This is a genomic window from Cloacibacterium caeni, assembly GCF_907163125.1.
GTDB classification, from domain to species: Bacteria; Bacteroidota; Bacteroidia; order Flavobacteriales; family Weeksellaceae; genus Cloacibacterium; species Cloacibacterium caeni_B.
The window spans coordinates 1575340-1597295 of record NZ_OU015319.1; the positions used below are offsets into that span (position 1 = coordinate 1575340).

14 protein-coding genes, 1 tRNA gene and 1 pseudogene are annotated in these 21956 nt (G+C 34.2%); 5 read left to right on the plus strand and 11 right to left on the minus strand.

Features of this window, described 5'->3' with window-relative positions; all coding sequences use genetic code 11:
* Positions 1-177: 177 nt before the first annotated feature.
* From uvrA to KKQ79_RS07140, 3 genes are all read left to right on the plus strand, one after another.
* Entirely contained in the window at positions 178-2961 is a 2784-nt protein-coding gene (gene uvrA, locus KKQ79_RS07130) for an excinuclease ABC subunit UvrA (protein ID WP_213189543.1), read from the plus strand.
* A 236-nt stretch (positions 2962-3197) separates the two neighbouring features.
* A complete protein-coding gene (locus KKQ79_RS07135) occupies positions 3198-3926 on the plus strand; it encodes a YheT family hydrolase (RefSeq protein WP_347813933.1) in 729 nt (242 codons plus the stop codon).
* Between the two features lie 384 nt (positions 3927-4310).
* Positions 4311-4382, plus strand: a tRNA-Arg gene (locus KKQ79_RS07140).
* Positions 4383-4497: 115 nt separating this feature from the next.
* On the opposite strand, the gene KKQ79_RS07145 is transcribed toward KKQ79_RS07140, so the two are convergent.
* The 6 genes and pseudogenes from KKQ79_RS07145 to KKQ79_RS07170 all read right to left on the minus strand — a co-directional run bounded on the left by KKQ79_RS07145 (position 4498) and on the right by KKQ79_RS07170 (position 15587).
* Positions 4498-5511: a M28 family metallopeptidase gene (locus KKQ79_RS07145; RefSeq protein WP_213189544.1), complete on the minus strand. Its 1014-nt coding sequence runs from the start codon at positions 5509-5511 to the stop codon at positions 4498-4500.
* 1454 nt (positions 5512-6965) lie between these two features.
* A pseudogene (locus tag KKQ79_RS07150) lies at positions 6966-8176 on the minus strand (PepSY-associated TM helix domain-containing protein).
* A 78-nt stretch (positions 8177-8254) separates the two neighbouring features.
* Positions 8255-10390: a TonB-dependent siderophore receptor gene (locus KKQ79_RS07155; RefSeq protein WP_213189545.1), complete on the minus strand. Its 2136-nt coding sequence runs from the start codon at positions 10388-10390 to the stop codon at positions 8255-8257.
* A 2922-nt stretch (positions 10391-13312) separates the two neighbouring features.
* Positions 13313-13993, minus strand: coding sequence for a type 1 glutamine amidotransferase domain-containing protein (locus KKQ79_RS07160; RefSeq protein ID WP_250131211.1), 681 nt, complete (start codon positions 13991-13993; stop codon positions 13313-13315).
* Between the two features lie 203 nt (positions 13994-14196).
* A complete protein-coding gene (locus KKQ79_RS07165) occupies positions 14197-14760 on the minus strand; it encodes a Crp/Fnr family transcriptional regulator (protein ID WP_213189547.1) in 564 nt (187 codons plus the stop codon).
* A 113-nt stretch (positions 14761-14873) separates the two neighbouring features.
* Positions 14874-15587, minus strand: coding sequence for a 3-ketoacyl-ACP reductase (locus tag KKQ79_RS07170; RefSeq protein ID WP_213189548.1), 714 nt, complete (start codon positions 15585-15587; stop codon positions 14874-14876).
* A gap of 1143 nt (positions 15588-16730) precedes the next feature.
* Between KKQ79_RS07170 and KKQ79_RS07175 the strand changes: the two genes are divergently transcribed.
* Together KKQ79_RS07175 and KKQ79_RS07180 are read left to right on the plus strand one after the other, a co-directional pair.
* Positions 16731-17933 (plus strand): IS256 family transposase, encoded by a 1203-nt coding sequence (locus tag KKQ79_RS07175; protein WP_213189549.1) that lies wholly within the window; start codon positions 16731-16733, stop codon positions 17931-17933.
* A 162-nt stretch (positions 17934-18095) separates the two neighbouring features.
* Positions 18096-18383, plus strand: coding sequence for a cation transporting ATPase C-terminal domain-containing protein (locus tag KKQ79_RS07180; RefSeq protein ID WP_213190698.1), 288 nt, complete (start codon positions 18096-18098; stop codon positions 18381-18383).
* A gap of 12 nt (positions 18384-18395) precedes the next feature.
* On the opposite strand, the gene KKQ79_RS07185 is transcribed toward KKQ79_RS07180, so the two are convergent.
* From KKQ79_RS07185 to KKQ79_RS07205, 5 genes are read right to left on the minus strand one after another with little or no spacing between them, the layout of a single operon-like run.
* Positions 18396-18959, minus strand: coding sequence for a DUF6266 family protein (locus KKQ79_RS07185; protein ID WP_284070070.1), 564 nt, complete (start codon positions 18957-18959; stop codon positions 18396-18398).
* A gap of 21 nt (positions 18960-18980) precedes the next feature.
* Positions 18981-20294: an IS1380 family transposase gene (locus KKQ79_RS07190; RefSeq protein WP_213188815.1), complete on the minus strand. Its 1314-nt coding sequence runs from the start codon at positions 20292-20294 to the stop codon at positions 18981-18983.
* Positions 20291-20446, minus strand: coding sequence for a hypothetical protein (locus KKQ79_RS07195; RefSeq protein ID WP_213189551.1), 156 nt, complete (start codon positions 20444-20446; stop codon positions 20291-20293). The genes KKQ79_RS07190 and KKQ79_RS07195 overlap by 4 nt, the downstream gene beginning before the upstream one ends.
* Positions 20447-20480: 34 nt before the next feature.
* Positions 20481-20996: a hypothetical protein gene (locus KKQ79_RS07200; protein ID WP_213189552.1), complete on the minus strand. Its 516-nt coding sequence runs from the start codon at positions 20994-20996 to the stop codon at positions 20481-20483.
* Positions 20997-21053: 57 nt separating this feature from the next.
* On the minus strand, positions 21054-21827 hold the full coding sequence (locus tag KKQ79_RS07205) for an HNH endonuclease (RefSeq protein WP_213189553.1): 774 nt from the start codon (positions 21825-21827) through the stop codon (positions 21054-21056).
* Positions 21828-21956: the final 129 nt, after the last annotated feature.

A 21956-nucleotide genomic window follows, 5' to 3' on the forward strand; every position in this document is an offset into this window, starting at 1 on the left:
AATTAGGTGATTAATGAATTTTTTCATAATTACTTTTTTTAATTACAATTTGAACTCTAAAAATTGCATTTTTTTGAATTTTCAAATTATTTCATGTTAAATTTTACAAGTTTTATCCATAATTCTCCTTTCAAAATTTGGTAATTTTTCCGTAATTTTGCTCTTCTTCAATTCATTATGATTACAACTCAAGAAATCGATATCAAAAAACATCTTTTCGTAAAAAACGCACATCTTAATAATCTCAAAAACATAGATGTACTGATTCCGAAAAACAAACTCATCGTAATTACTGGTGTTTCAGGAAGCGGAAAATCTTCGCTTGCTTTTGACACGATTTACGCAGAAGGACAGAGACGTTATGTAGAATCTTTGAGTTCTTATGCTCGTCAGTTTCTTGGTAAATTAGAAAAACCAAAAATTGACGACATCAAAGGTTTAGCGCCTTCTATTGCCATTCAGCAGAAGGTAATTTCTAGCAATCCTCGTTCTACTGTAGGAACTTCTACCGAAATTTATGATTACCTGAAACTCCTTTTTGCTAGAGTTGGCAGAACCTACTCTCCTATTTCTGGAGACGAAGTGAAAAAAGATTCGGTGACAGATGTGATAGATTATATCGAAAAAAATGAAGGAAAAACATTTCTTCTGAGAGCGCCGCTTCTTTTTGAAGTCAAAAAATTCAAAGAACAACTCAAAACATTAAAAGTTGCAGGTTTTACAAGATTAGAAATCAATGGAAACCTTGCCAATATTGAAGATTTAGAAAGTTTTGGTTTCGTTCCAGAAGAAAACATGGAAATTCATCTCGTGATTGACCGATTTTCTTATGATAATGATGAACATTTTCTTCAAAGATTGGCAGATTCTGTTCAAATGGCGTTTTATGAAGGTCACGAAACTTGCTCTTTAAAAGAAATTGAAACCGAAAATGTAAAAGAATTTTCTAATAAATTTGAATTAGACGGAATCACGTTCAACGAACCTAATGTTCATTTTTTCAGTTTTAATAATCCTTATGGCGCTTGTCCAGAATGTGAAGGTTATGGAAAAGTCATCGGAATAGATGAAGATTTGGTGATTCCGAATAAAAATTTGTCGGTTTTTGAAGATGCAGTTGCTTGTTGGAAAGGAGAATCTATGAGCGAATGGAAAAGAGATTTCATCAAAAAAGCAAAAGATTTCCCTATTCATAAACCGTATCATCAACTCACAAAAGAACAGAAAAATTATCTTTGGAGAGGCGATAAAAACAAAAACTTCCCGAGTATTGATAATTTTTTCAAAATGCTGGAAGAAAATTTGTACAAAATTCAGTACAGAGTCATGCTTTCCAGATACCGTGGAAAAACTACTTGCCCAACTTGCGAAGGAAAACGCCTTCGTCCAGAAACAGAATATGTGAAAATTGATGGTCACGACATTCAATCTTTGGTAGAAATTCCTTTAGATGAATTGCTTCCGTTGATGAAAAATTTGAAACTCAACCAACACGATGCGGAAATCGCCAAAAGATTAACCTACGAAATCAACACTCGTTTAGAATTTTTGAATAAAGTTGGATTAGGTTATTTGACTTTAAACAGAACTTCTAACACGCTTTCTGGTGGAGAATCGCAGAGAATTAATCTCGCCACTTCGCTCGGTAGTTCTTTGGTGGGAAGTATTTATATTCTTGATGAACCAAGTATTGGTCTGCATTCACGAGATACCGAAAATTTAATTGAAGTTCTTAAAAATCTTCGTGATTTAGGAAATACAGTGATTGTGGTAGAACATGATGAAGATGTGATGAAAGCAGCGGATTATATTATAGACATTGGTCCTGAAGCTGGATTTTTGGGTGGTGAATTGGTTTTTGCAGGAAATTTCAAGGAATTGAAAGGTGCAGATACTTTGACCTCGAAATATTTAACGGGAAGATTAGAAATAGAAGTCCCAAAAACCAGAAGAAAACCGAAAGAATTCATCAAAATAAAAGGAGCAAGACAGAATAATCTTAAAAACATAGATGTAGATGTTCCTTTGGAAGTTCTTACCGTAATTTCGGGCGTTTCTGGAAGTGGAAAATCTACTTTAATGAAAGAAATCCTTACGAATGCCATTCAGATAGAATTAGGAATGGGCGGTAAAAAAGCAGATTACGATTCGGTGGAATTTCCTAAAAAAGTGATTCAAAATATTGAATTGATTGATCAAAACCCAATCGGAAAATCTTCTCGTTCTAATCCTGTCACTTATTTGAAGGCTTATGACGACATCAGAGACCTTTTTGCGAAGCAGAAATCTGCAAAAGTTCAAGGGCTGAAACCAAAACATTTTTCTTTCAACGTAGATGGTGGAAGATGTGATGAATGCAAAGGAGAAGGTGTAATTACTGTTTCAATGCAGTTTATGGCTGATATAGAATTAGAATGCGAACATTGCCACGGAACACGTTTCAAAGATGAAATTCTGGAAGTAAAATATGATGAAAAAAATATTTCTGACATTTTACACATGACTGTAGATGAAGCACTTGAATTTTTCTCAGAAAACCACGAAGAAAAAATTGTAACCAAACTAAAACCACTTCAAGACGTTGGCTTGGGGTATTTGCAATTAGGGCAAAGTTCTTCTACGCTTTCTGGTGGTGAAGCTCAAAGAGTAAAACTGGCGTCGTTTTTGGTAAAAGGTGCAACAACAGAAAAAACGCTTTTCGTTTTCGATGAACCGAGTACAGGATTGCATTTTCATGATATTAATAAACTTTTGAAATCGCTTCAGGCTTTAATTGGTTTAGGACATTCTGTGATTGTCATTGAACATCAGCCAGATATTATTAAGTCTGCAGATTACATCATTGACATCGGTCCAGATGCTGGAAAACACGGTGGAGAAGTAGTTTTTGCAGGAACTCCAGAAGATTTGGCACAAGATAAATTCTCTAGAACAGCGAAATTTGTTGCTGAAAAATTATAATTGAATGCCTATTCTTCCTTCCGAATATCAACCTAAAAAAAATCTTCAGAAATGGAGATTTTTCTACGATTTACAGTGCTTTATTTAGAAAAGTTACTGGTATAACTCAACAAAGAGAAAGACTAGAACTTTCTGATGGCGATTTTCTGGATTTAGATTGGAGTTTTGCCAAAGAAAAAACTGACCGTTGTGTTATCTTATTTCATGGTTTAGAAGGCAGCGCACAGAGACATTATATGTTGGGAGCAGCAAAAATCTTCAATGAAAACGGCTTTGATTGTTGTGCTGTAAATCACAGAGATTGTTCCGGAGAAAGCAATAGAGTACATTATTCTTATCATTCTGGAAGAACCGATGATGTGCAAGAAGTGATAGAAAAGGTGCTTTCTAAAAACTATGAAAAAATCATTCTAAAAGGGTTTAGTCTTGGTGGAAATTTGTGTTTGAAATACGCTGGTGAAAGCAGAGACATTTCTGATAAAATAAAAGCAGTTATTGCCATTTCTACACCAATAGATTTAAAAGGTTCTATGCACAAATTAACCTCTAAAAGAAATCGTTTGTATGCCGACAATTTCCTGAAAACCTTAAAAAAGAAAACGCTACTCAAGTGCAAAAGATTTCCAGAATTTTTATCTGAATCAGAAATCAAAAACATCAAAGATTTAAAGGAATTTGATGATGTTTATACTTCAAAAGTTAACGGATTCACAGACGCTTTTGATTATTATGAAAAATGCAGTTCTAAACAGTTTTTAAAGAATATTAAAATTCCGACACTTCTTATCAATGCTAAAAACGACAGTTTTCTTTCTGAAAGTTGCTTTCCTAAAGAAGAAGCATTAGCCAATTCTTTTTTGCATTTAGAGATTCCTGACTTTGGTGGACATGTAGGATTTATAGGAGAAAAGAATGCTTTTTACACTGAAAAAAGAGCATTAGAATTTGCACAGCAATATTTATAAACAAAAAAATTGTGCAGAACATGTGAATATTAACATTCCGTTAATATACTGATTTATAATAATTTGTAATTTTAATTCAGGAAAATAAAAGTTATGCATTTTTCTGTATCCAATTCACTAGAAATCATCATTAAATTTGAGATAAAAATTTAAGGGAAGCATCGTCGGCTTCCCTTTTCTTTTGGCTTTTAACTAAAAAAATGAGATGTCTTTATCTACTGAACCTGCTTCTAAAGAGTGGGTTCTTTTATTTTTGTCTTCTTTAAATTTCGGCTAAAGCCCTATAAATTTATAATTAAAAAAAGCGAACTAAAGTCCGCTCCTATTGATAAAAATCAATGTTTTTATTGAATATATTTTCTTACTTTTAAATTCATAAATTTTGGCCTCATAGTTCAATGGATAGAATAGAAGTTTCCTAAACTTTAGATACAGGTTCGATTCCTGTTGAGGCTACTTTTTGAATGGGAGAATGGGAGAATGGGAGAATGGTAGAATTGGGGAATTATAGAAAATAAAAATTTTTAAAAAAAAATTAGCTCTACAATTCTATCGCTCTACAATTCTATAACTACTTTTTATCTACCACAATTCTCTCCTTGCGATTGGCTAATTCCCAAGCGGTTGCAAAAACGAGTTGTGCTCTTTTTTGAAGTAATGGATAATCTATTTTCTCCGGATCATCTGTTGGTTGATGATAATCTTCGTGAATTCCGTCAAAGAAAAACGCTACAGGAATGCCGTGTTTTGCAAAATTATAATGGTCACTTCTGTAGTATAATCTCATTGGGTCATTAGGATCATCATATTTATAGTTGAATTCTAGATTTTGAGTCGCTTTATTGGCTGCTACATTTATTTTTTTTAATTCAGTAGAAAGCATATCAGAACCGATAACGTAGACATAATTCTTGCCTTCGTTTTCTTTATCACTTCTACCAATCATGTCGATATTTAGGTTTGCCACAGTGTTCTTTAAATCAAATACTGGATTCTCGGAATAATATTTAGAACCTAATAAGCCGTGTTCTTCCCCAGTTACATGTAAGAAAAGAATGGAACGTTTCGGACCTTTTCCTGCTTTCTTTGCTTGTTGGAAAGCTTCTGCAATTTCCATTACCGCAACTGTTCCACTTCCGTCGTCATCTGCTCCATTGTACACTACTCCATTATTGGTTCCAACGTGGTCATAATGTGCAGAAATCACGATGATTTCTTCTGGTTTTTCTGTTCCTTCTATAAATGCCAGTATATTTTCTGAGTCAGGAAGCTCTCCTCTTCTGCTTTTCAAAGCTTCTTTTGGGACTTTTTGATAATAACTTCCCAATGCTTTTGGATAAGAAACGCCTAAGTTTTTATAGTAATCTATCATGTAAACGCCTGCTTTTTTTTGACCTTCAGAGCCGGTTTGTCTGCCTTCCATCTCGTCTGAAGCAATGACCATTAGGTTTTTCTTCAGTTCTTCTGCATTGATGGATTCATAGGCGGTTTTAAAAGCTTTTCCTTCGTAGGATAAGTTATTAGAAGCACAACTATATAATAACACTGATGCTACTATTGGAACAAAAATTCTTGTCAATTTCATTTTTTTATCATTTTTAATGAAGTAAAAATAGTTTTTTTTAGGAAATAAATGCCTAAAACCCTTACAAAAGCAAAGTTTAATCTTTGTTTTTCTGTATTTCTTAGTGATTTGATAACAGAGTCTTCCCTTCTTTTGAGATGAAGAAGATATAAGATTTACATTCTTCATCAGTACTTTTACTATACTTTAACTATACTACAACTATGCTATAACATAGCAGTTATGTTGGGATTCTTTGGTTAAGTGTAGGAGGATGCGTGATTTTTTATTGTATGTTCTTTTGACTTCGTCGAACCACTCCGTTAGGTTTGGCTTGAACCAAAAGAACCAAAAGTTCAAGTCTGGAAATCCTCAGCTAAAAATGTTTAGCCTTTTCTAAAAACTCAGAAACTCACTCGGCAGAATGCCGAGCTTAAACAGCAGACTTTTTTAACGAAAAAGCTAAACATTTTTTTAACGCTTGCGGTTTCCTAGGACATCAATCGCAAGTCAATTTCTAATGAACTGAAGAATTTCTGCCCTTTCAATCTCTTTAATATTTAATGAGTTGTGAAGTCGTGAGTTGTGAAGTCGTGAGTTATGAATTATGAATTATGAATTAGAAGGTGATGAAGGTCACGGATTAAAAACAGCTCTATTAGATTAATCGCTGTCTCCATATCAAATTGGGTTTCTTTATGTATGAAATTACTTTCTTCAATAAAAACACCCCGTCATTCCGATGCTCGGAATGCCACCCCTCTGTAAGAGGGGAACTGACTCTATGTATTTTGGCTTCGTGAACTTCGTTCGCAGACTTTTGGTCTTTGATTAGTCAACGGGATTCGTGAGGTTGTGAAGTTGTGAAATCGTAAAGTTGATGATTTGTAAAGTTGTTAAGTCGTAAAGTTGTTAAGTCGTAAAGTTGAAATATTTTGCTTTATGAAGAGATTCTTCACTGCGCTGTGCTTCGTTCAGAATGACAGGGTTCTGTTTTTTGCTCACGATTAGGAATCTAATTATTGGGGGGATTTTTTTTGAAACGCAAAGATTTTTATTATTGAATTACTTTTTAAGTGAGCTAAGTTGGCGAAATTCATTCGCTATGAAGCGATGTGGTGAAGGATGAAGGATGAGGGATGCGGGGTAAAGTCGATGAGTCGTGAAGGCGTAAGTTGTGAGTTATTAGTTATGAATTATGAGTTATGAGTTATGAGTGCGGGGTAAAGTTGTGAAGTTGAAATATTTTGCTTTATGAAGAGATTCTTCACTATGCTACGCTTCGTTCAGAATGACAGGGTTCTGTTTTTTACTCACCATTAGGAATCTAATTAATGGGGGGATTTTTTTGAAACGCAAAGATTTTTTTTTCTTGAATTGCTTTTTTTTAAGTAAGCAAAGTGGGAATTCTCTAGTGAATTGTTGAAACTTAAGTTTTAAATAATTTTTATTTATTTGGATTTTGTGATAGAGTGTTACATGGGTTTTACCTTCTTTTTCCTACCCCACCAAACTAAAAATCCTGTGATGGGTAAACTTGCACAAATCAAACTGGATATAAATGCCAAGATTTTTCCAAAAGTTCCCAAAATTGCCCCTACGTGAATGTCATAATTGGCCGCCACATATTTTTCTCCAAAATTTCTTTTTTCATAAGGACGGTTCATAAGAAGTTTCCCAGAATTTTCATCAAAAATCATTTCGCTGTAAATGTAGTATTTATCTTCTAAACCTCTTACATAAACGGTAAAATTTTCATGTTCATGATCGTCTAAATGCGGATGCCCTAAATCTATTGTATATGCTGAATAATTGGGATAATGCTGTTCTACCTGCAGTGCAATTTTATCTAAAGTCTGTGTACTTTTCATTTCGATTGGGTCTTTCGTTTTTATATGTGAGAAATCAGGATATACCGTATTACCTCCAGAAAAAATAAAATAAAAAAATGCTTGTATAAAAAAGAACGAATAAAAAGGCCTGTCATTGCCACAATAAGAGCAATAAAAGATGCATAAAAGCCTAAAATACTGTGCAAATCGTAATTCTTTCGTTTCCAATTTTTAATATTTTTCCACTGAAACCAAAAGCGTTGTTTTCTGGCGGCTTTATTTCTTGGCCACCACAAAATAATGCCCGAAATTAGCATAAAAACAAAAATAAGAACCGGAATCCCAACCACATATTTCCCCCAATCTGATTTGAGTAAAAAACTCCAGTGAATGAATTTAACGATATTAAAAAATCCGTTTTTCTCGTCTTGAACGGAAAGAATCTTCCCTGTAAATGGATTAATATAAACAGTCTTATAAATTTGATATTCATCAAAATAATTCCAAGCATCAGGATTTCTTTCGTAATAGTAAAACTTGTAAGATTTGCTTTTATCAATGGGAATTTCTACCCAATGCAAGGGATATTTTTCAGGATTTTGTTCGTTTATTTTTTGTTCTAAAACCCGTAAAGGCAAAGTTGATTTTCCAGCAATATTTTGTTCTGAATGGTAGATAAAATCTTTTCTTAGAGCATATTGTATATCTTCTTTAAAAACATACAAAGCGCCAGTTATGCTTACGATAAATACAATAAGACCTGTGGAAAGTCCTAGCCATAGATGGAATTTACCCATCCATTTTTTGAAAAGAGATTTTTTATTTTTTAGGCGATGTTCGTGTCTATTATTCATTGCTTTTTATTAAAATCAAAAGTTAGCAGAAGAAATCTGCCAACTTTTGTGACCATTAAAACGTGATTTGAAAAAAACTTAAAAATTAAATCCTAAAGCTAAAGAAAGCGTTCTTAACCTTTGTGGGGTAACTGTACTCCAACCCGAATAATATTTAGTATTTCCAATATTATCGAGCTTTAAGGAAACACTATATTTTTCTGGATGATAGCCAATCATGGCATTGGCAATCGTATAACTAGGCAACTCGAAAGTTCCGATTCCTGTTCTGTTAAGTGTTTTATGTTCTGAAGCGTGATTAAAACCGAACCCTGCAACAAAGTTTCTAAAATTACCCTGTTGAATTTTATAGTTTGCCCAAAAATTAATTAAAGTTTCTGGTCCAGCTTCTTCGGGACGTAAACCGTTGTAAGTGGAATCTCCGCTTACCTGTTCACTCCTATTTTTACTGAATCCTGCAATGATATTAAGCCCTTTTATTGGATTCCCGACAGCACTTAATTCAAATCCTTTACTGAACACTTCACCCCCTTGTATGGAATTGTTCATATTATTAGGGTCTGCCATTATTTTGTTCGCTACTTTAATATCATAATAGCTTGCAGTTACAGAAAGTTTATTGTCAATAAGATTGGCTTTTGCCCCCACTTCCCATTGATTAGCTCTTTCAGGATCAAATATTTTTATAGTAGGGTTATTTCCGTTAGCATCGGTTACTTTTTGTGGCGTTAAATACTGGAATCCATTCATATAATTTGCAAAAAGAGATAGTTTGTTGAGAATCGGTTGATATACCAAACCAAATTTTGGAGAAAAGGTGGTTTGGCCATTCACTTCTTCAGTGGACCATTGTGTAGGTTTGCCGCTGAAATTATCCACCCGTAGACTTAACATTGCAGATAATTCTGGTAAGATATTTAATACATTTGAGAAATAGGCACTCTTAATATTCATTTCTGCAGTTGCAGGAACAACCTTTGCGTCTAAGAGTGCAGCATCTGCCCCTTGCGAAGTCAGCGTGGAAGAATCAGTTTGATTTTTTAAGGAAACCGTTCCAAATGCTCTCCATTCAGAATCATTGTTTACCACCTTCGTGTTGAGATAATCCAAACCTACTACCAGACGATTTCTCATATTTCCAACATTGAAATCGCCAATAAAATTCTGTTGAATTCCGGTTGCCAATGTTTCACTATTGGATTTGGAAATAAATCTTGTAAATTCATCTCCATTCGCACTATCCCACAAATATTGGTAATACCCCATAGCTTTGCTTGAACTGCTCGAAAATTGAGTCTGAGACGTCCATTTATTTGATAATTTGTATATCATTTGGGATTGCAAATTGAATGTTGGATTTTTGGTTGTAAGATTATTACTGGTGTAAGATTTTTTATAATTAGCTTCAAAAATATCTATGGAATTAAACGATAAAGGAGCATATCTGCTCAAAAAAATCATTGGTGCATTGGCTGTCTCATTGCTTTTAAATTCGGTATTCACCAAAAACGTCAATTTATCATTTGCTACATATTTTAAAGAGGGAGCTATAAAGAAAGATTTATAAAATCCAGTATCTTGAAAAGAATTTTCAGTATGATAGGCAGAATTTAAGCGAAGAAAAAGCCCATTTTTGACAGGAGTATTTACATCAATAGTTACTCTATTCAGGGCGTTAGTCCCTGTAACATAATTTATTTCGCCTCCCAATTTATCATAAGGTTTTTTGGTCTGTAAATTGACCAAACCACCATAGGAAACTAAATTTCCTCCGTACAAAGTACCCGAAGGACCTTTGATAACATCAATATTTTCGATATTAGCAGGGTCGAGACCACCATTGTTGAAGCTCGCCATACCATTTACCAATCTGGATTGAGTAGAAAAACCACGCATTGTGTAATATTCTGCGCCGTCTCCACCTCTGGAAGTACTTTCCCAAAGTCTTGTAATCCCTGTAGCATTGGTTAATACATTCTTAAAATTGGTGGAAACTTGGTCTTTCAGTATTGCCTTTGGAATACTATTATAGACTTGAGGATTTTCAATATCCTTTAAATTGAGTTTAGAAACTGAAAAAGCATTTTCATTTTTATATTTCTTCGTGTGATTGATGATTACTTCAGTAATATTTTCCACTTTGGTAGTATCTACTTGTGCGTAGAACTGAGAAAATGAACTGAAGAGGACAATAGGTAAAGCGATTTTTCTCATATTTATTTAGAACGATTTTAAATAACAATGCAAATTTATATATTATTTATAATTATTCTAAATAAATATAATGACATATATCATGAATTTTAAAATGATGAGGATGTGAAGTCGTGAATTATGAGTTATGAGTTATGAATTATGAGGTATGAGGTATGAGGTATGAGTTATGAGTTAGAAGGTGATAAAGGTTACGGATTAAAAAAAAGCTCTATTAGATTAATCTCTGTCTCCATATCAAATTGGGGTTCTTTATATTGAAATTACTTTCTTCAATAAAAACACCCCGTCATTCCGATGCTCTGAATGCCACCCCTCTGTAAGAGGGGAACTGACTCTATGTATTTTGGATTCGTGAACTTCGTTCGCAGACTTTTGGTCTTTGATTAGTCAACGGGATTCGTGAGGTTGTGAAGTTGTGAAATCGTAAAGTTGATGATTTGTAAAGTTGTTAAGTCGTAAAGTTGTTAAGTTGTGAAGTTGAAATATTTTGCTTTATGAAGAGATTCTTCACTATGCTACGCTTCGTTCAGAATGACAGGGTTATATATTTTAATCATGATTAGGAATCGAAATTATTTTTGAAACGCAAAGATTTTTTTTCTTGAATTGCTTTTTTAAGTGAGCTAAGTTGGCGAAATTCATTCGCTTTGAAGCGATGTGGTGAAGGATGAAGGATGAAGGATGAAGGATGAGGGATGCGGGGTGAGGAGTGCGGGGTGCAAGTATTCTATCACAAAGTTCTCGGAGATGTGGTGAAATGATAGCGTTTTTGAGGGCTCTGAGGAACATCGGAGATGTTCTGGGAAGGTCACGGATATTCGGTTGGCAGGTGTAGAAAAACTTTTTCCTTGATGAAAAGATTCTTCACTATGCTACGCTTCGTTCAGAATGACACGTTATGTTTTTTACTCACGATTAGGAATCTAATTATTGGGGGATTTTTTTTGAAACGCAAAGATTTTTTTTCTTGAATTGCTTTTTTAAGTAAGCTAAGTTGGCGAAATTCATTCGCTTTGAAGCGATGTGGTGAAGGATGAAGGATGCGAGGTGCGAGTATTTCAATCACGAAGTTCACGGAGATGTGGTGAAATGATTGCGTTTTTGAGAGCTCTGAGGAACATCGGAAATGTTCTGGGAAGGTCACGGATATTCGGTTGGCAGGTGTAGAAAAACTTTTTCCTTGATGAAAAGATTCTTCACTATGCTACGCTTCGTTCAGAATGACAGGGTTATATATTTTAATCATGATTAGGAATCGAAATTATTTTTGAAACGCAAAGATTTTTTTTCTTGAATTGCTTTTTTAAGTGAGCTAAGTTGGCGAAATTCATTCGCTTTGAAGCGATGTGGTGAAGGATGAAGGATGAAGGATGAAGGATGAGGGATGCGGGGTGAGGAGTGCGGGGTGCAAGTATTCTATCACAAAGTTCTCGGAGATGTGGTGAAATGATAGCGTTTTTGAGGGCTCTGAGGAACATCGGAGATGTTCTGGGAAGGTCACGGATATTCGGTTGGCAGGTGTAGAAAAACTTTTTCCTTGATGAAAAGATTCTTCACTATGCTACGCTTCGTTCAGAATGACACGTTATGTTTTTTACTCACGATTAGGAATCTAATTATTGGGGGATTTTTTTTGAAACGCAAAGATTTTTTTTCTTGAATTGCTTTTTTAAGTAAGCTAAGTTGGCGAAATTCATTCGCTTTGAAGCGATGTGGTGAAGGATGAAGGATGCGAGGTGCGAGTATTTCAATCACGAAGTTCACGGAGATGTGGTGAAATGATTGCGTTTTTGAGAGCTCTGAGGAACATCGGAAATGTTCTGGGAAGGTCACGGATATTCGGTTGGCAGGTGTAGAAAAACTTTTTCCTTGATGAAAAGATTCTTCACTATGCTACGCTTCGTTCAGAATGACACGTTATGTTTTTTACTCACGATTAGGAATCTAATTATTGGGGGATTTTTTTTGAAACGCAAAGATTTTTTTTCTTGAATTGCTTTTTTAAGTAAGCTAAGTTGGCGAAATTCATTCGCTTTGAAGCGATGTGGTGAAGGATGAAGGATGCGAGGTGCGAGTATTTCAATCACGAAGTTCACGGAGATGTGGTGAAATGATTGCGTTTTTGAGAGCTCTGAGGAACATCGGAAATGTTCTGGGAAGGTCACGGATATTCGGTTGGCAGGTGTAGAAAAACTTTTTCCTTGATGAAAAGATTCTTCACTACGCTGTGCTTAGTTCAGAATGACAGGGTTCTGTTTTTTGCTCACGATTAGGAATCTATATTATTGGGGGGATTTTTTTGAATCGCAAAGATTTTTTTTCTTGAATTGCTTTTTTAAGTGAGCTAAGTGAGAATTCGCTAGCGAATTGAGAAAGCTATGTTTTAAATATTTTATTATATTTAAGTAATAACAAAGTAATAGTCACGGATTACAAATCCGCGACATCGGTGCTAAGTTGGCGAAATTCATTCGCTATGAAACTTTATGGAAATTGTTATTTAAACAGTTTTTTTATCAAAAAGTTCACGGAGATGTGTTGAAAGGATGGTGTTTTTTTGGCTCTGAGGAACATTGGAGCTCAAAGTCTGGAGAGTTTGCGCAGCAATGTTTGTTTTTTAGTCAAGATTTAAAATGCTAAAATTGAGAGTGCTTACAATGATACCCTTCATTTTGTGCACTATTGTAATTTTAACAAAATTATTAAATATCAACCAAAAATCATACTCCTTTTTAAGAGATAATTATGGGAATAGGACTATCATTTATCAATCCCAAATAGTATGAAAATTAGAATTTTCATATTGCCATAAATATTTTCAAAAATCTTATGATGGTAAAGTAAAAGATAAACATCTGTTGAATCATTTATGAATCATTTATAAAGAAAGAGACTGATCAGTCTCTTTTCTATTATCAATTATTGAAGTTTTTTAAGTTCTTCTAAAACAGCTTCGCCAACTGCATGAGCAGATTGAGGATTTTGACCTGTTACTACTCTTTCGTCTACTGCAACGTGTGTTTGCCATAAACCTGATTTTTCGAACTTGGCTCCACGTTCTATTAATTTAGATTCTAATCTAAATGGAACCACATCATCTAATTTCACAGCAGCTTCTTCTTCGTTGGTGAAAGCATTGATTTTTTTGCCATCTACCAAATATTTTCCATTGCTGAGTTTAATGTTCACCAATCCAGCAGGACCGTGACAAACCGCACTTACTACTCCATTTTTTTCGTAGATTTTTTGAGCGATTAGTGCCAGTTCTTCATTATCTGCAAAATCCCACATCGTACCGTGACCTCCTGCATAAAGAATCGCCACATATTCATCTGGATTTACTTCTGAAGGTTTCATGGTGTTCTGAATTTTATTTTGGTAATATTCATCTGCCAAAAATCTTTCATTAACCTTATCATCTGGAGTATTTCCATAATACGGCGGATTTCCTCCTTTTGGACTCACGAAATCTATTTCGTAACCAGCATCTGCCAATACAGCCCAAGGATGCGTAACTTCACCTAAATAATAACCGGTAGCTTCACCAGTGTTTCCTAATTCGCCGTGGCTCGTTACCACGAATAATACTTTTTTGCTCATTTTGTTAGATTTAATTGTTTGTGCATTTACCATGTTCATTCCTAAAAAAAGAATACAACTCGTTAAGAAAATTATCTTTGATATAAACTTGTTCTGACTATATTTCCTATTCATTTTTTTAATGATTTAACACTGCAAAGGTAAATCCAACTTCCCACAAACAACAGGACGTACATCACAACTTTTTTGTGACCTACATCACATTACACCGAAAGCCGACTCAAGGTTTCTCTGGAAACTCCTAAATACGAAGCGATTAACGTTTTGGGCAATCGTTGCAAAAGTGTAGGATATTGAGAAATAAATTGTTCATAGCGTTCTTTGGCATTGCTATTCAGCAAAGACAAAATTCTTCGTTGGAGCGCTACATAACCATTATTCGACTTTTTTCTGAAAAAATGCTCCATTTTATGCATGTCTGCACAGAGTTTCTCTCGATTATAAAGAGACAACGTAAGCACTTCTGTAGGTTCTAAAGCATCAATGGTAAAAGTCGCTTCCGTTTGATTAAAATAGGCTTGATAATCGGTAATCCACCAATCTTCCATTGCAAATTGCATAATATGTTCTTTGCCTTCTTGATTCAGGTAAGAAGCTTTTAACAAACCATTCATCACAAAATAATCATTTTGTACCGCATCTCCATCTTGAATTAAAATCTGATGCTTTTTTAATTTTTTCAAGGTAAAATGAGACAGAATATACTCGAACTCTTGGTCTGTTAATGGTGTAATATTCTCAATTTGACGTCTTAAAATCTCACTCATATTTTTATCATTCTAAATTGCAAACAAAAGAATTGTTCTCTCCAAATGTAGAATATTGAAAGCAAAAAATCCATCAAAAGCGATGGATTTTTTAAATATTGTAGATGCAATTCTTATGGATTGGTAGAGAAAATAGAAGCATTAGCAATCATGGCTCTTCTGTTCATTTTCAAAATATCTCTCACCCATTCTGCGAAATCTTCTGGTTGAAGCACTTTTTCTGGGTTACCATCAGTAAGTTTACCTTCTATACTCATATCAGTAGCAATGGTACTTGGTGTTAAGGTTATTACACGAATATTGAATTTTCTAAGTTCTGCCATCAATGATTGAGAAAGTGAAATTACCGCAGCTTTAGAAGCACAGTATGCTGACATATTCGGACCGCCTTTTAATCCCGCAGTTGACGCTACATTTACGATGTCTCCTTCTTTATTTTGTTTGATATAAGGCAAAGTTGCTTTTGCTACGTAATAGACACCAAAAAGATTCACCTTCATTACTTTTTCCCAAGTTTCTACCGGCATATCTTCGAAGCTGCCAAAATCACCTACTCCAGCGTTATTGATTAAAATGTCTATTCCGCCCAATTGAGAAGCGATAGAAGCTACGCCTTGCTCCACTTGAGCCATCTCATCTACATTAAAAACAGAATAGACTGCTTTTACTCCTAATTTTTCCAATTCTGCAACGGTAGACTTTAGATGTTCTTCATTTCTACCCGTAATTCCTACATTTACGCCTTCATTTGCCAAAGCTACAGCTACCGCTTTCCCAAGACCTCTTCCACCACCTGTAATCAGTGCATTTTTACCTTTTAAATTCATAACTTTTTTTATTTATACTGTTTGCAAAATTAAGAAAATAAAACCGCCTAAATGATTTCTGATGATGAATAAAATCTAAAGAAAAAGGTGAATAAATCTATGGCAGAAAAGAATTATTGAGTTGATAGGTCATGGATTATAGATTAGTGCAATCTGACTTATTTTTATATCACAAAGTTCACGGAGATGTATTGAAAAAATGGCGTTTTTGAGGGCTCTGAGGAACATTGGAAATTGTGAAAGTGTAAAGTTGTAAAGTTGTGAGTTATGAGGTATGAATTATGAGTTATGAGTTATGAGTGCGGGGTAAAGTTGTGAAGTTGATGATTTGTAAAGTTGTGAAGTTGTTAAGTGGTAAAGTTGAAATATTTTGCTTTATGAAGAGATTCTTCACTATGCTACGCTTCGTTCAGAATGACAGGGTTTTGTTATTTACTCACGATTAGAAATCTGCTCTATTGCGTTAAAATCCGCCCGTAGGAGGTATGAGGTTTGAAGAAGTATGAAGTATGAAGTATGAAGTATGAAGTATGAGGTATGAGGTATGAGGTATGAGGTATGAATTATGAGTTATGAGTTATGAGTTATGAGTGCGGGGTAAAGTTGTGAAGTTGATGATTTGTAAAGTTGTGAAGTTGTTAAGTCGTAAAGTTGAAATATTTTGCTTTATGAAGAGATTCTTCACTATGCTACGCTTCGTTCAGAATGACAGGGTTCTGTTTTTTGCTCACGATTAGAAATCTGCTCTATTGCGTTAAAATCCGCCCGTAGGAGGTATGAGGTTTGAAGAAGTATGAAGTATGAAGTATGAGGTATGAGGTATGAATTAGGAGTTAGAAGATGATGAAGGTTACGGACTAAAAAAGCTCTATTAGATGTAATAGCTACGACTTAATCTGAAACAAGGCTGTTTTTATTTAAGATTGTGATGGGTTTTGTGAGACATAAATTTGAGTTGTCCTAAAAAAGGTTGACTCGTTAATAATTCAAATATAGTTAAATCGTAGCTATTACAGTTTAAAAAATTAGGTAGTATTTCATTAACTGTGTAAGTTGAAAAGTTATTCTGAAAAATTTTGAGCAATAAAAGCTCAAAAAATTTTTCGGAAATAACTTTTTACTATTTTATATATTTACATAGTTATGATTGACAAAGAAGACTTATTAAACAACAAGGATTTCTACAAATCCTTTAAGAATGGAGAAGATTTAACCTCATTCTTTAAACAAATGCACAAACGAGCTGTAGAACACATGCTCGAAGCCGAACTTGATGCTCATCTCGACAACGAGAAACACGAAAAAACCACCACTGGAAACTATCGTAACGGACACGGAACCAAAAAGATAAAATCCTCATTTGGTGAATCTGAAATAAAAATTCCCAGAGATAGAGAAAGTAGTTTTGAACCAGCTCTAGTTCCTAAAAGACACAATATTATAGAAGGTTTAGAAAATATCATTATCTCCTTTTATGCTAAAGGAATGAGCGTGAGCGATATTGAGGAGCAAATTCGTGAGATGTACGATTTTGAAGTCTCTACTTCTACCATTTCTAGGATTACTGATGCAGTTGCAAGCGAAGTAGTGAGTTGGCAGAATAGACCATTAGAAGACCTTTATCTCATTGTTTGGATGGATGGAATTGTCTTTAAAGTTCGTGAAAACTCAAAAGTCATCAATAAAACCATCTATTTAGCGGTAGGTTTAAACCGTGATGGCAAGAAAGAAGTTCTCGGAATGTGGCTCGGAAAAAACGAAAGTTCTAGTTTTTGGATGACTGTTTTAACCGATTTAAAAGCTCGTGGTGTAGAAGATATTTTAATTACAGCTACCGATAATTTGAATGGATTTACCCAGACTATTCGCTCAATTTTTCCTGAATCTCAAACCCAAATCTGTGTAGTTCATCAAATTAGAAACGCCTGTAAATACGTGGTTTGGAAAGACAGAAAAGACTTTACTGCCGATATGAAGCACATCTATAATGCTCCAAATAAACAAGCGGCAGAAGCCGCTCTGAATGATTTTGCAGAAAAATGGGAATCCAAATATGCTTATGCGATAAAATCGTGGAGAGATAATTGGGACGAACTGACTGTATTTTTTGACTTTCCTTTGGAAATCCGTAAAATTATTTACACTACTAATTTAATTGAAAATCTCAATGGAAAAATCAGAAAATATACCAAAAACAAAATGTCTTTCCCTACGGATGATGCAGTCTTGAAGTCGGTTTTTCTTGCTTTAAAGGAAGCTACCAAAAAATGGTCAATGCCAATCCAAAATTGGGGTATTGTTTTAAACCAATTTATGCTTATTTTTGACAAAAGGCTCAGATTATAAAATCCAAGCCTTAACTTTTTAACTTACACACTTTTTGGGATAGTGTCAAAAATTATTTTACCAAAAGCCAACCTTAAAAAAGTTGGCTTTCACATTATTTATCTACTACGAAGTAGGGAGACTTCGTAGAGCGGGAGTCACAGACTTTGCGCAGCTGGGGCCATCGCATTTTCTTCATTAATTGTAGGAAATGTATTTCTCATTCTCACTTCATTGTCTGACACCCGAAATTTTGTTTCTGTGATTTTAGAGAATAATAAAGCTTTGGTCATCATTTCTACCATTGCTTTTACTTTACTTTTTTTAACGATTGGAAACCCTGTATTACAAAAGATTTTCAGTTTCGAATATTCCGGTCATCAACATTTTTTTACGTCTATTATAGGAGTGGTAAGTGTTTTGTTTATCCTTGAAATCATCAAATTATTAAGATTAAAACACCCATTGTAAACGCAGAAAAACTTAGCGCCATAAACCCTGCTCTAGCTTCCCGAGATAAAAACTATTGCACGATTGATTGCGTGCAGTATTGCTCATAAAAATATAGAAATGGGCAGGATGTTCTACCGTCCAATCTGGCAAAGGAACTGTAACTTGTGTACTAGTTCTATGGGCGATATTTTCTAAAAAATCTACCTGCTCTAGGTTTTCACTCACTAAGAGGAGATGCACCTCATCATTGGGCTGTGCAAATCCTTGTGAACTATTGTCTTGCCAAGTAAGATGCAGCGCATCATCTTGTAGCGCAACGTCTAAGTGATGAAAACCGCTTAAATCTCCACTAGAAACTAAAAACTTGTTCCAAAGCAGCGTAAACTCATCATCTTGCACCTGAATCACATTTTGCAGCGTATAAGAAATCAAAAGATTCCTTCTCTCCCCCGAAAAAGCACTTTGGTTAAAGAATTGTTGGGTAATTTGTAGAAAAGGTTTGGTAAACTCTATCGCTAGAGAAAACTTCAGTCTCTGCAAGCGTTGTTTTTCTGTGGGTGGTTTTTGAGAAGCTTTGGGAGCAGCTCGCATAATAGGAACCCCATTTAACCCAAATCACGCAGTTGAAATTTTTTGAGATAAGTCTATGGGGTAATCCCAAATTCCGACGAACCATTTTCTGCGTTTTTTGGTGAGTGCAATCTTCAGTTTGAGTGTGTCACCTACTTTTTCAAAATAAGCTCCAATAGCAAAGGTTCTATATCGTAGTGTAGATAATGTTTTCTGCGTTTTTTCCTGAAGAACAAACAGTCTGAAAATTGACATCAGATTATAAGCAATCATCGAAAATATAAGTGCAGCTTCTGTAGGGAAAAAGCCTTTAAGGTTAAAACTTTCGGCTCCAAAATCTGCCTTTAATTCCTTGATTCGATTCTCTGCATCGCCTCTGTTTCGGTACGTTCTCCAAACATCTGTTGCCGATTGTTCTTGGTTGGTAATATAGGCTGAATAGCGATAATTTCTATGGATTTCATCTTCCGGAAACAGGCTTAATATTCGGCCTGCCGCATTCGGCCGTTGTGCTATTTTTTGCCTTACAATGACTATCCTTCTTGGCTTTTCCCAGTTTTTTGCTTGATAATATTTGTCGCAAATTTCGATGCCCTCATCAACTTTTATCCAAAAATCTTGCTGGTCTATCAAGTGTTGAATGGGGTGAGTAAATTTTGCAGCGATGATGTATTGGAGTGTTTTTAATTCAAGATAATCCATAATGTCTTTCTGGAAAAAACCACTATCCAAACGAACTAATCCTACTTTCTTATCCCCAAAATTTAAGAGTGTTTCTTCTAAAAATCCTACAAAATTATTTGCCGAAGAAGTATTGCCGCTCCTGAGCCAAAAATTAGCGACCATCTTTACATCGTTCACAAATGCAATGATAGGATGATGGCTGTTTCTTCCTTTTTTCTTAGGATTGTAGCCTTTTTTTGCTCCCTCTTGCTCTCCGTATCGAGTAATTACAGATGAATCAATGTCTAACGTAAAATAATTGAGGTTCAAATTCTGAAAAAACCAACTGAAAAAATAATGCCCAACTTGCTGGTTGATGTGTTGTGTAAACTTGCCAAAATAGCGTTTATATGCGTCCTGAGCAGGGGTCTTTCGCCAGTCAAATATTTCCCCAAGAGCCTTATCTGCACGGGTAATTTCTGTGTGCAAAAAACGATTGGCACCACACCAAATACTCGTAATAAAAGATTCAAGCAAAACTTCTTTTTTATAAGAATTATTGGAAAGTGACACAGGTAAAGATTCGCATTTTTCAATTTGCTCTCTAAAGCCGATTTTGTCCAACATTTGCTTTAAAAACACCATGCCTCCCCAAGGCGTAATCTCTTTATTGGTAAAGGATAGCTCGAATTTCATCGCTTATTTTTTTCTACTGCTACGCAGTTGGATATTAGAATACTAAAATACTCTTTTTTTTCTATTGCGGAATTTGGGTTTAAGGTAAGTCCTACAATATTGCCTACTTTCCCAGAAAAGCTTCCTAGAATTCCGTCTTTTGCAATGGCCATGGTTGGTTAGTTTTTTATTGGTTAAATATTGTCTTTAATAACCTATTAAAACAATTCCTTTCAAGGGAAGTTGTAATCTTCCACTTATATATAAAGTTTCAAGAAATTGAAAAATAGATTTAAAATCATCACTATTATGATAATGATTTCGTACCGCTATTACTAAAAATTCAACATTTGGCATCATACATGCCTGAAAGATATCTTTTAAAAATTGGTTATTCCTATAACCTCTACCAGCTTCTACTTCAATTACTATTTTTCCATCTGCACTAACTGCATCTGCATCAAAAAACTTATCTATTCGATTATTGATTCCAAATAAAACTGGCACTTTTATCTTATCGTTAGTCAGTTTACTTTTCTCTACTCTAAAATTCAGTGCTTCTAAATCTTTTGAAATAACTTTTAAAACTCCGTCACTACTAAGGTTATTATCAGGAGATTTTATACTTTCGTAATTCTTCTCAAAACACTCTATAACTGACTTAATTTCATTATTTATTCCAAACGAACGAGGAAATAGTTGATAAACTAGATGATATTCCATATTTAATTGACAAATAATTTATAATTGGATTTATTCTTAAATTTAGATTTTAAATACTTAAATTTTCTGAAATATAACATCTAAATGATACTGTATAAATTCTTTTTTAGGTAAATATTTTTGTGGTAAAGTCAAAGTTTGATTTTCTAAAGGGGCAAAATATTTATCATAATAAATCGCTTCTTTATTCTTCTTAATATTTTTAGAAAGTAATATTTTATATTGCTCATCAATACCTATTAATCCTTTATCAAAAGCCTTATCATATAAAGCAGAAAAACAAATTCCGTTTTCAGGGTTTAATCTTTCTTCTTCATTTATTGACCAAGGAACGATGTGGCTAGCTACAAGTAACTCGGGAATATCAATTCCTGAAATAGCACATTTACCTGTATAATTAGAAATTACCATCTGCCTAAATACATTTTGATTTACTCTTGTTTTAATTTCTCTTAATTTCACTTCACCTTTAAGTTCTTTGATATCAAAAAATAGTTCTTCAAATTTTTGTTCAACAGTATAATTTTCTTTTTCTGCTAAAATTTTTTCACTTAGAAAAATAAGTTCTTCTTGATTGTTAAAAAACTCATCCCAAATTGGCTGAACAATTTTTTTTCCTCCATCCATTCCTTTAATTCCTCTTGCTTTAAGAACAGGATCTACACTTGCGAAATTTACTAAACGTAAAGCTACAGAATTTGGAGTTCTACCAATTAAATGAGCTAAATAAATCACATCTTTATTTGTACTGTGCATTTTTCCAAAAGGAGTTTTTAAGTACAAATTAAATGCAAGTATCAACTCTTCTTTTGACCAAAGTTTTCGTTTCATTAGTTTTTAATTAATGTAAATTATTTACATAAAATCTACTTTCTTAAAGATATAAAATTTTATCAATATAAAAGCCTAAAACAAATATATCAAATCCTTTTCAAACATCATTACGGAAAAACGTATTGC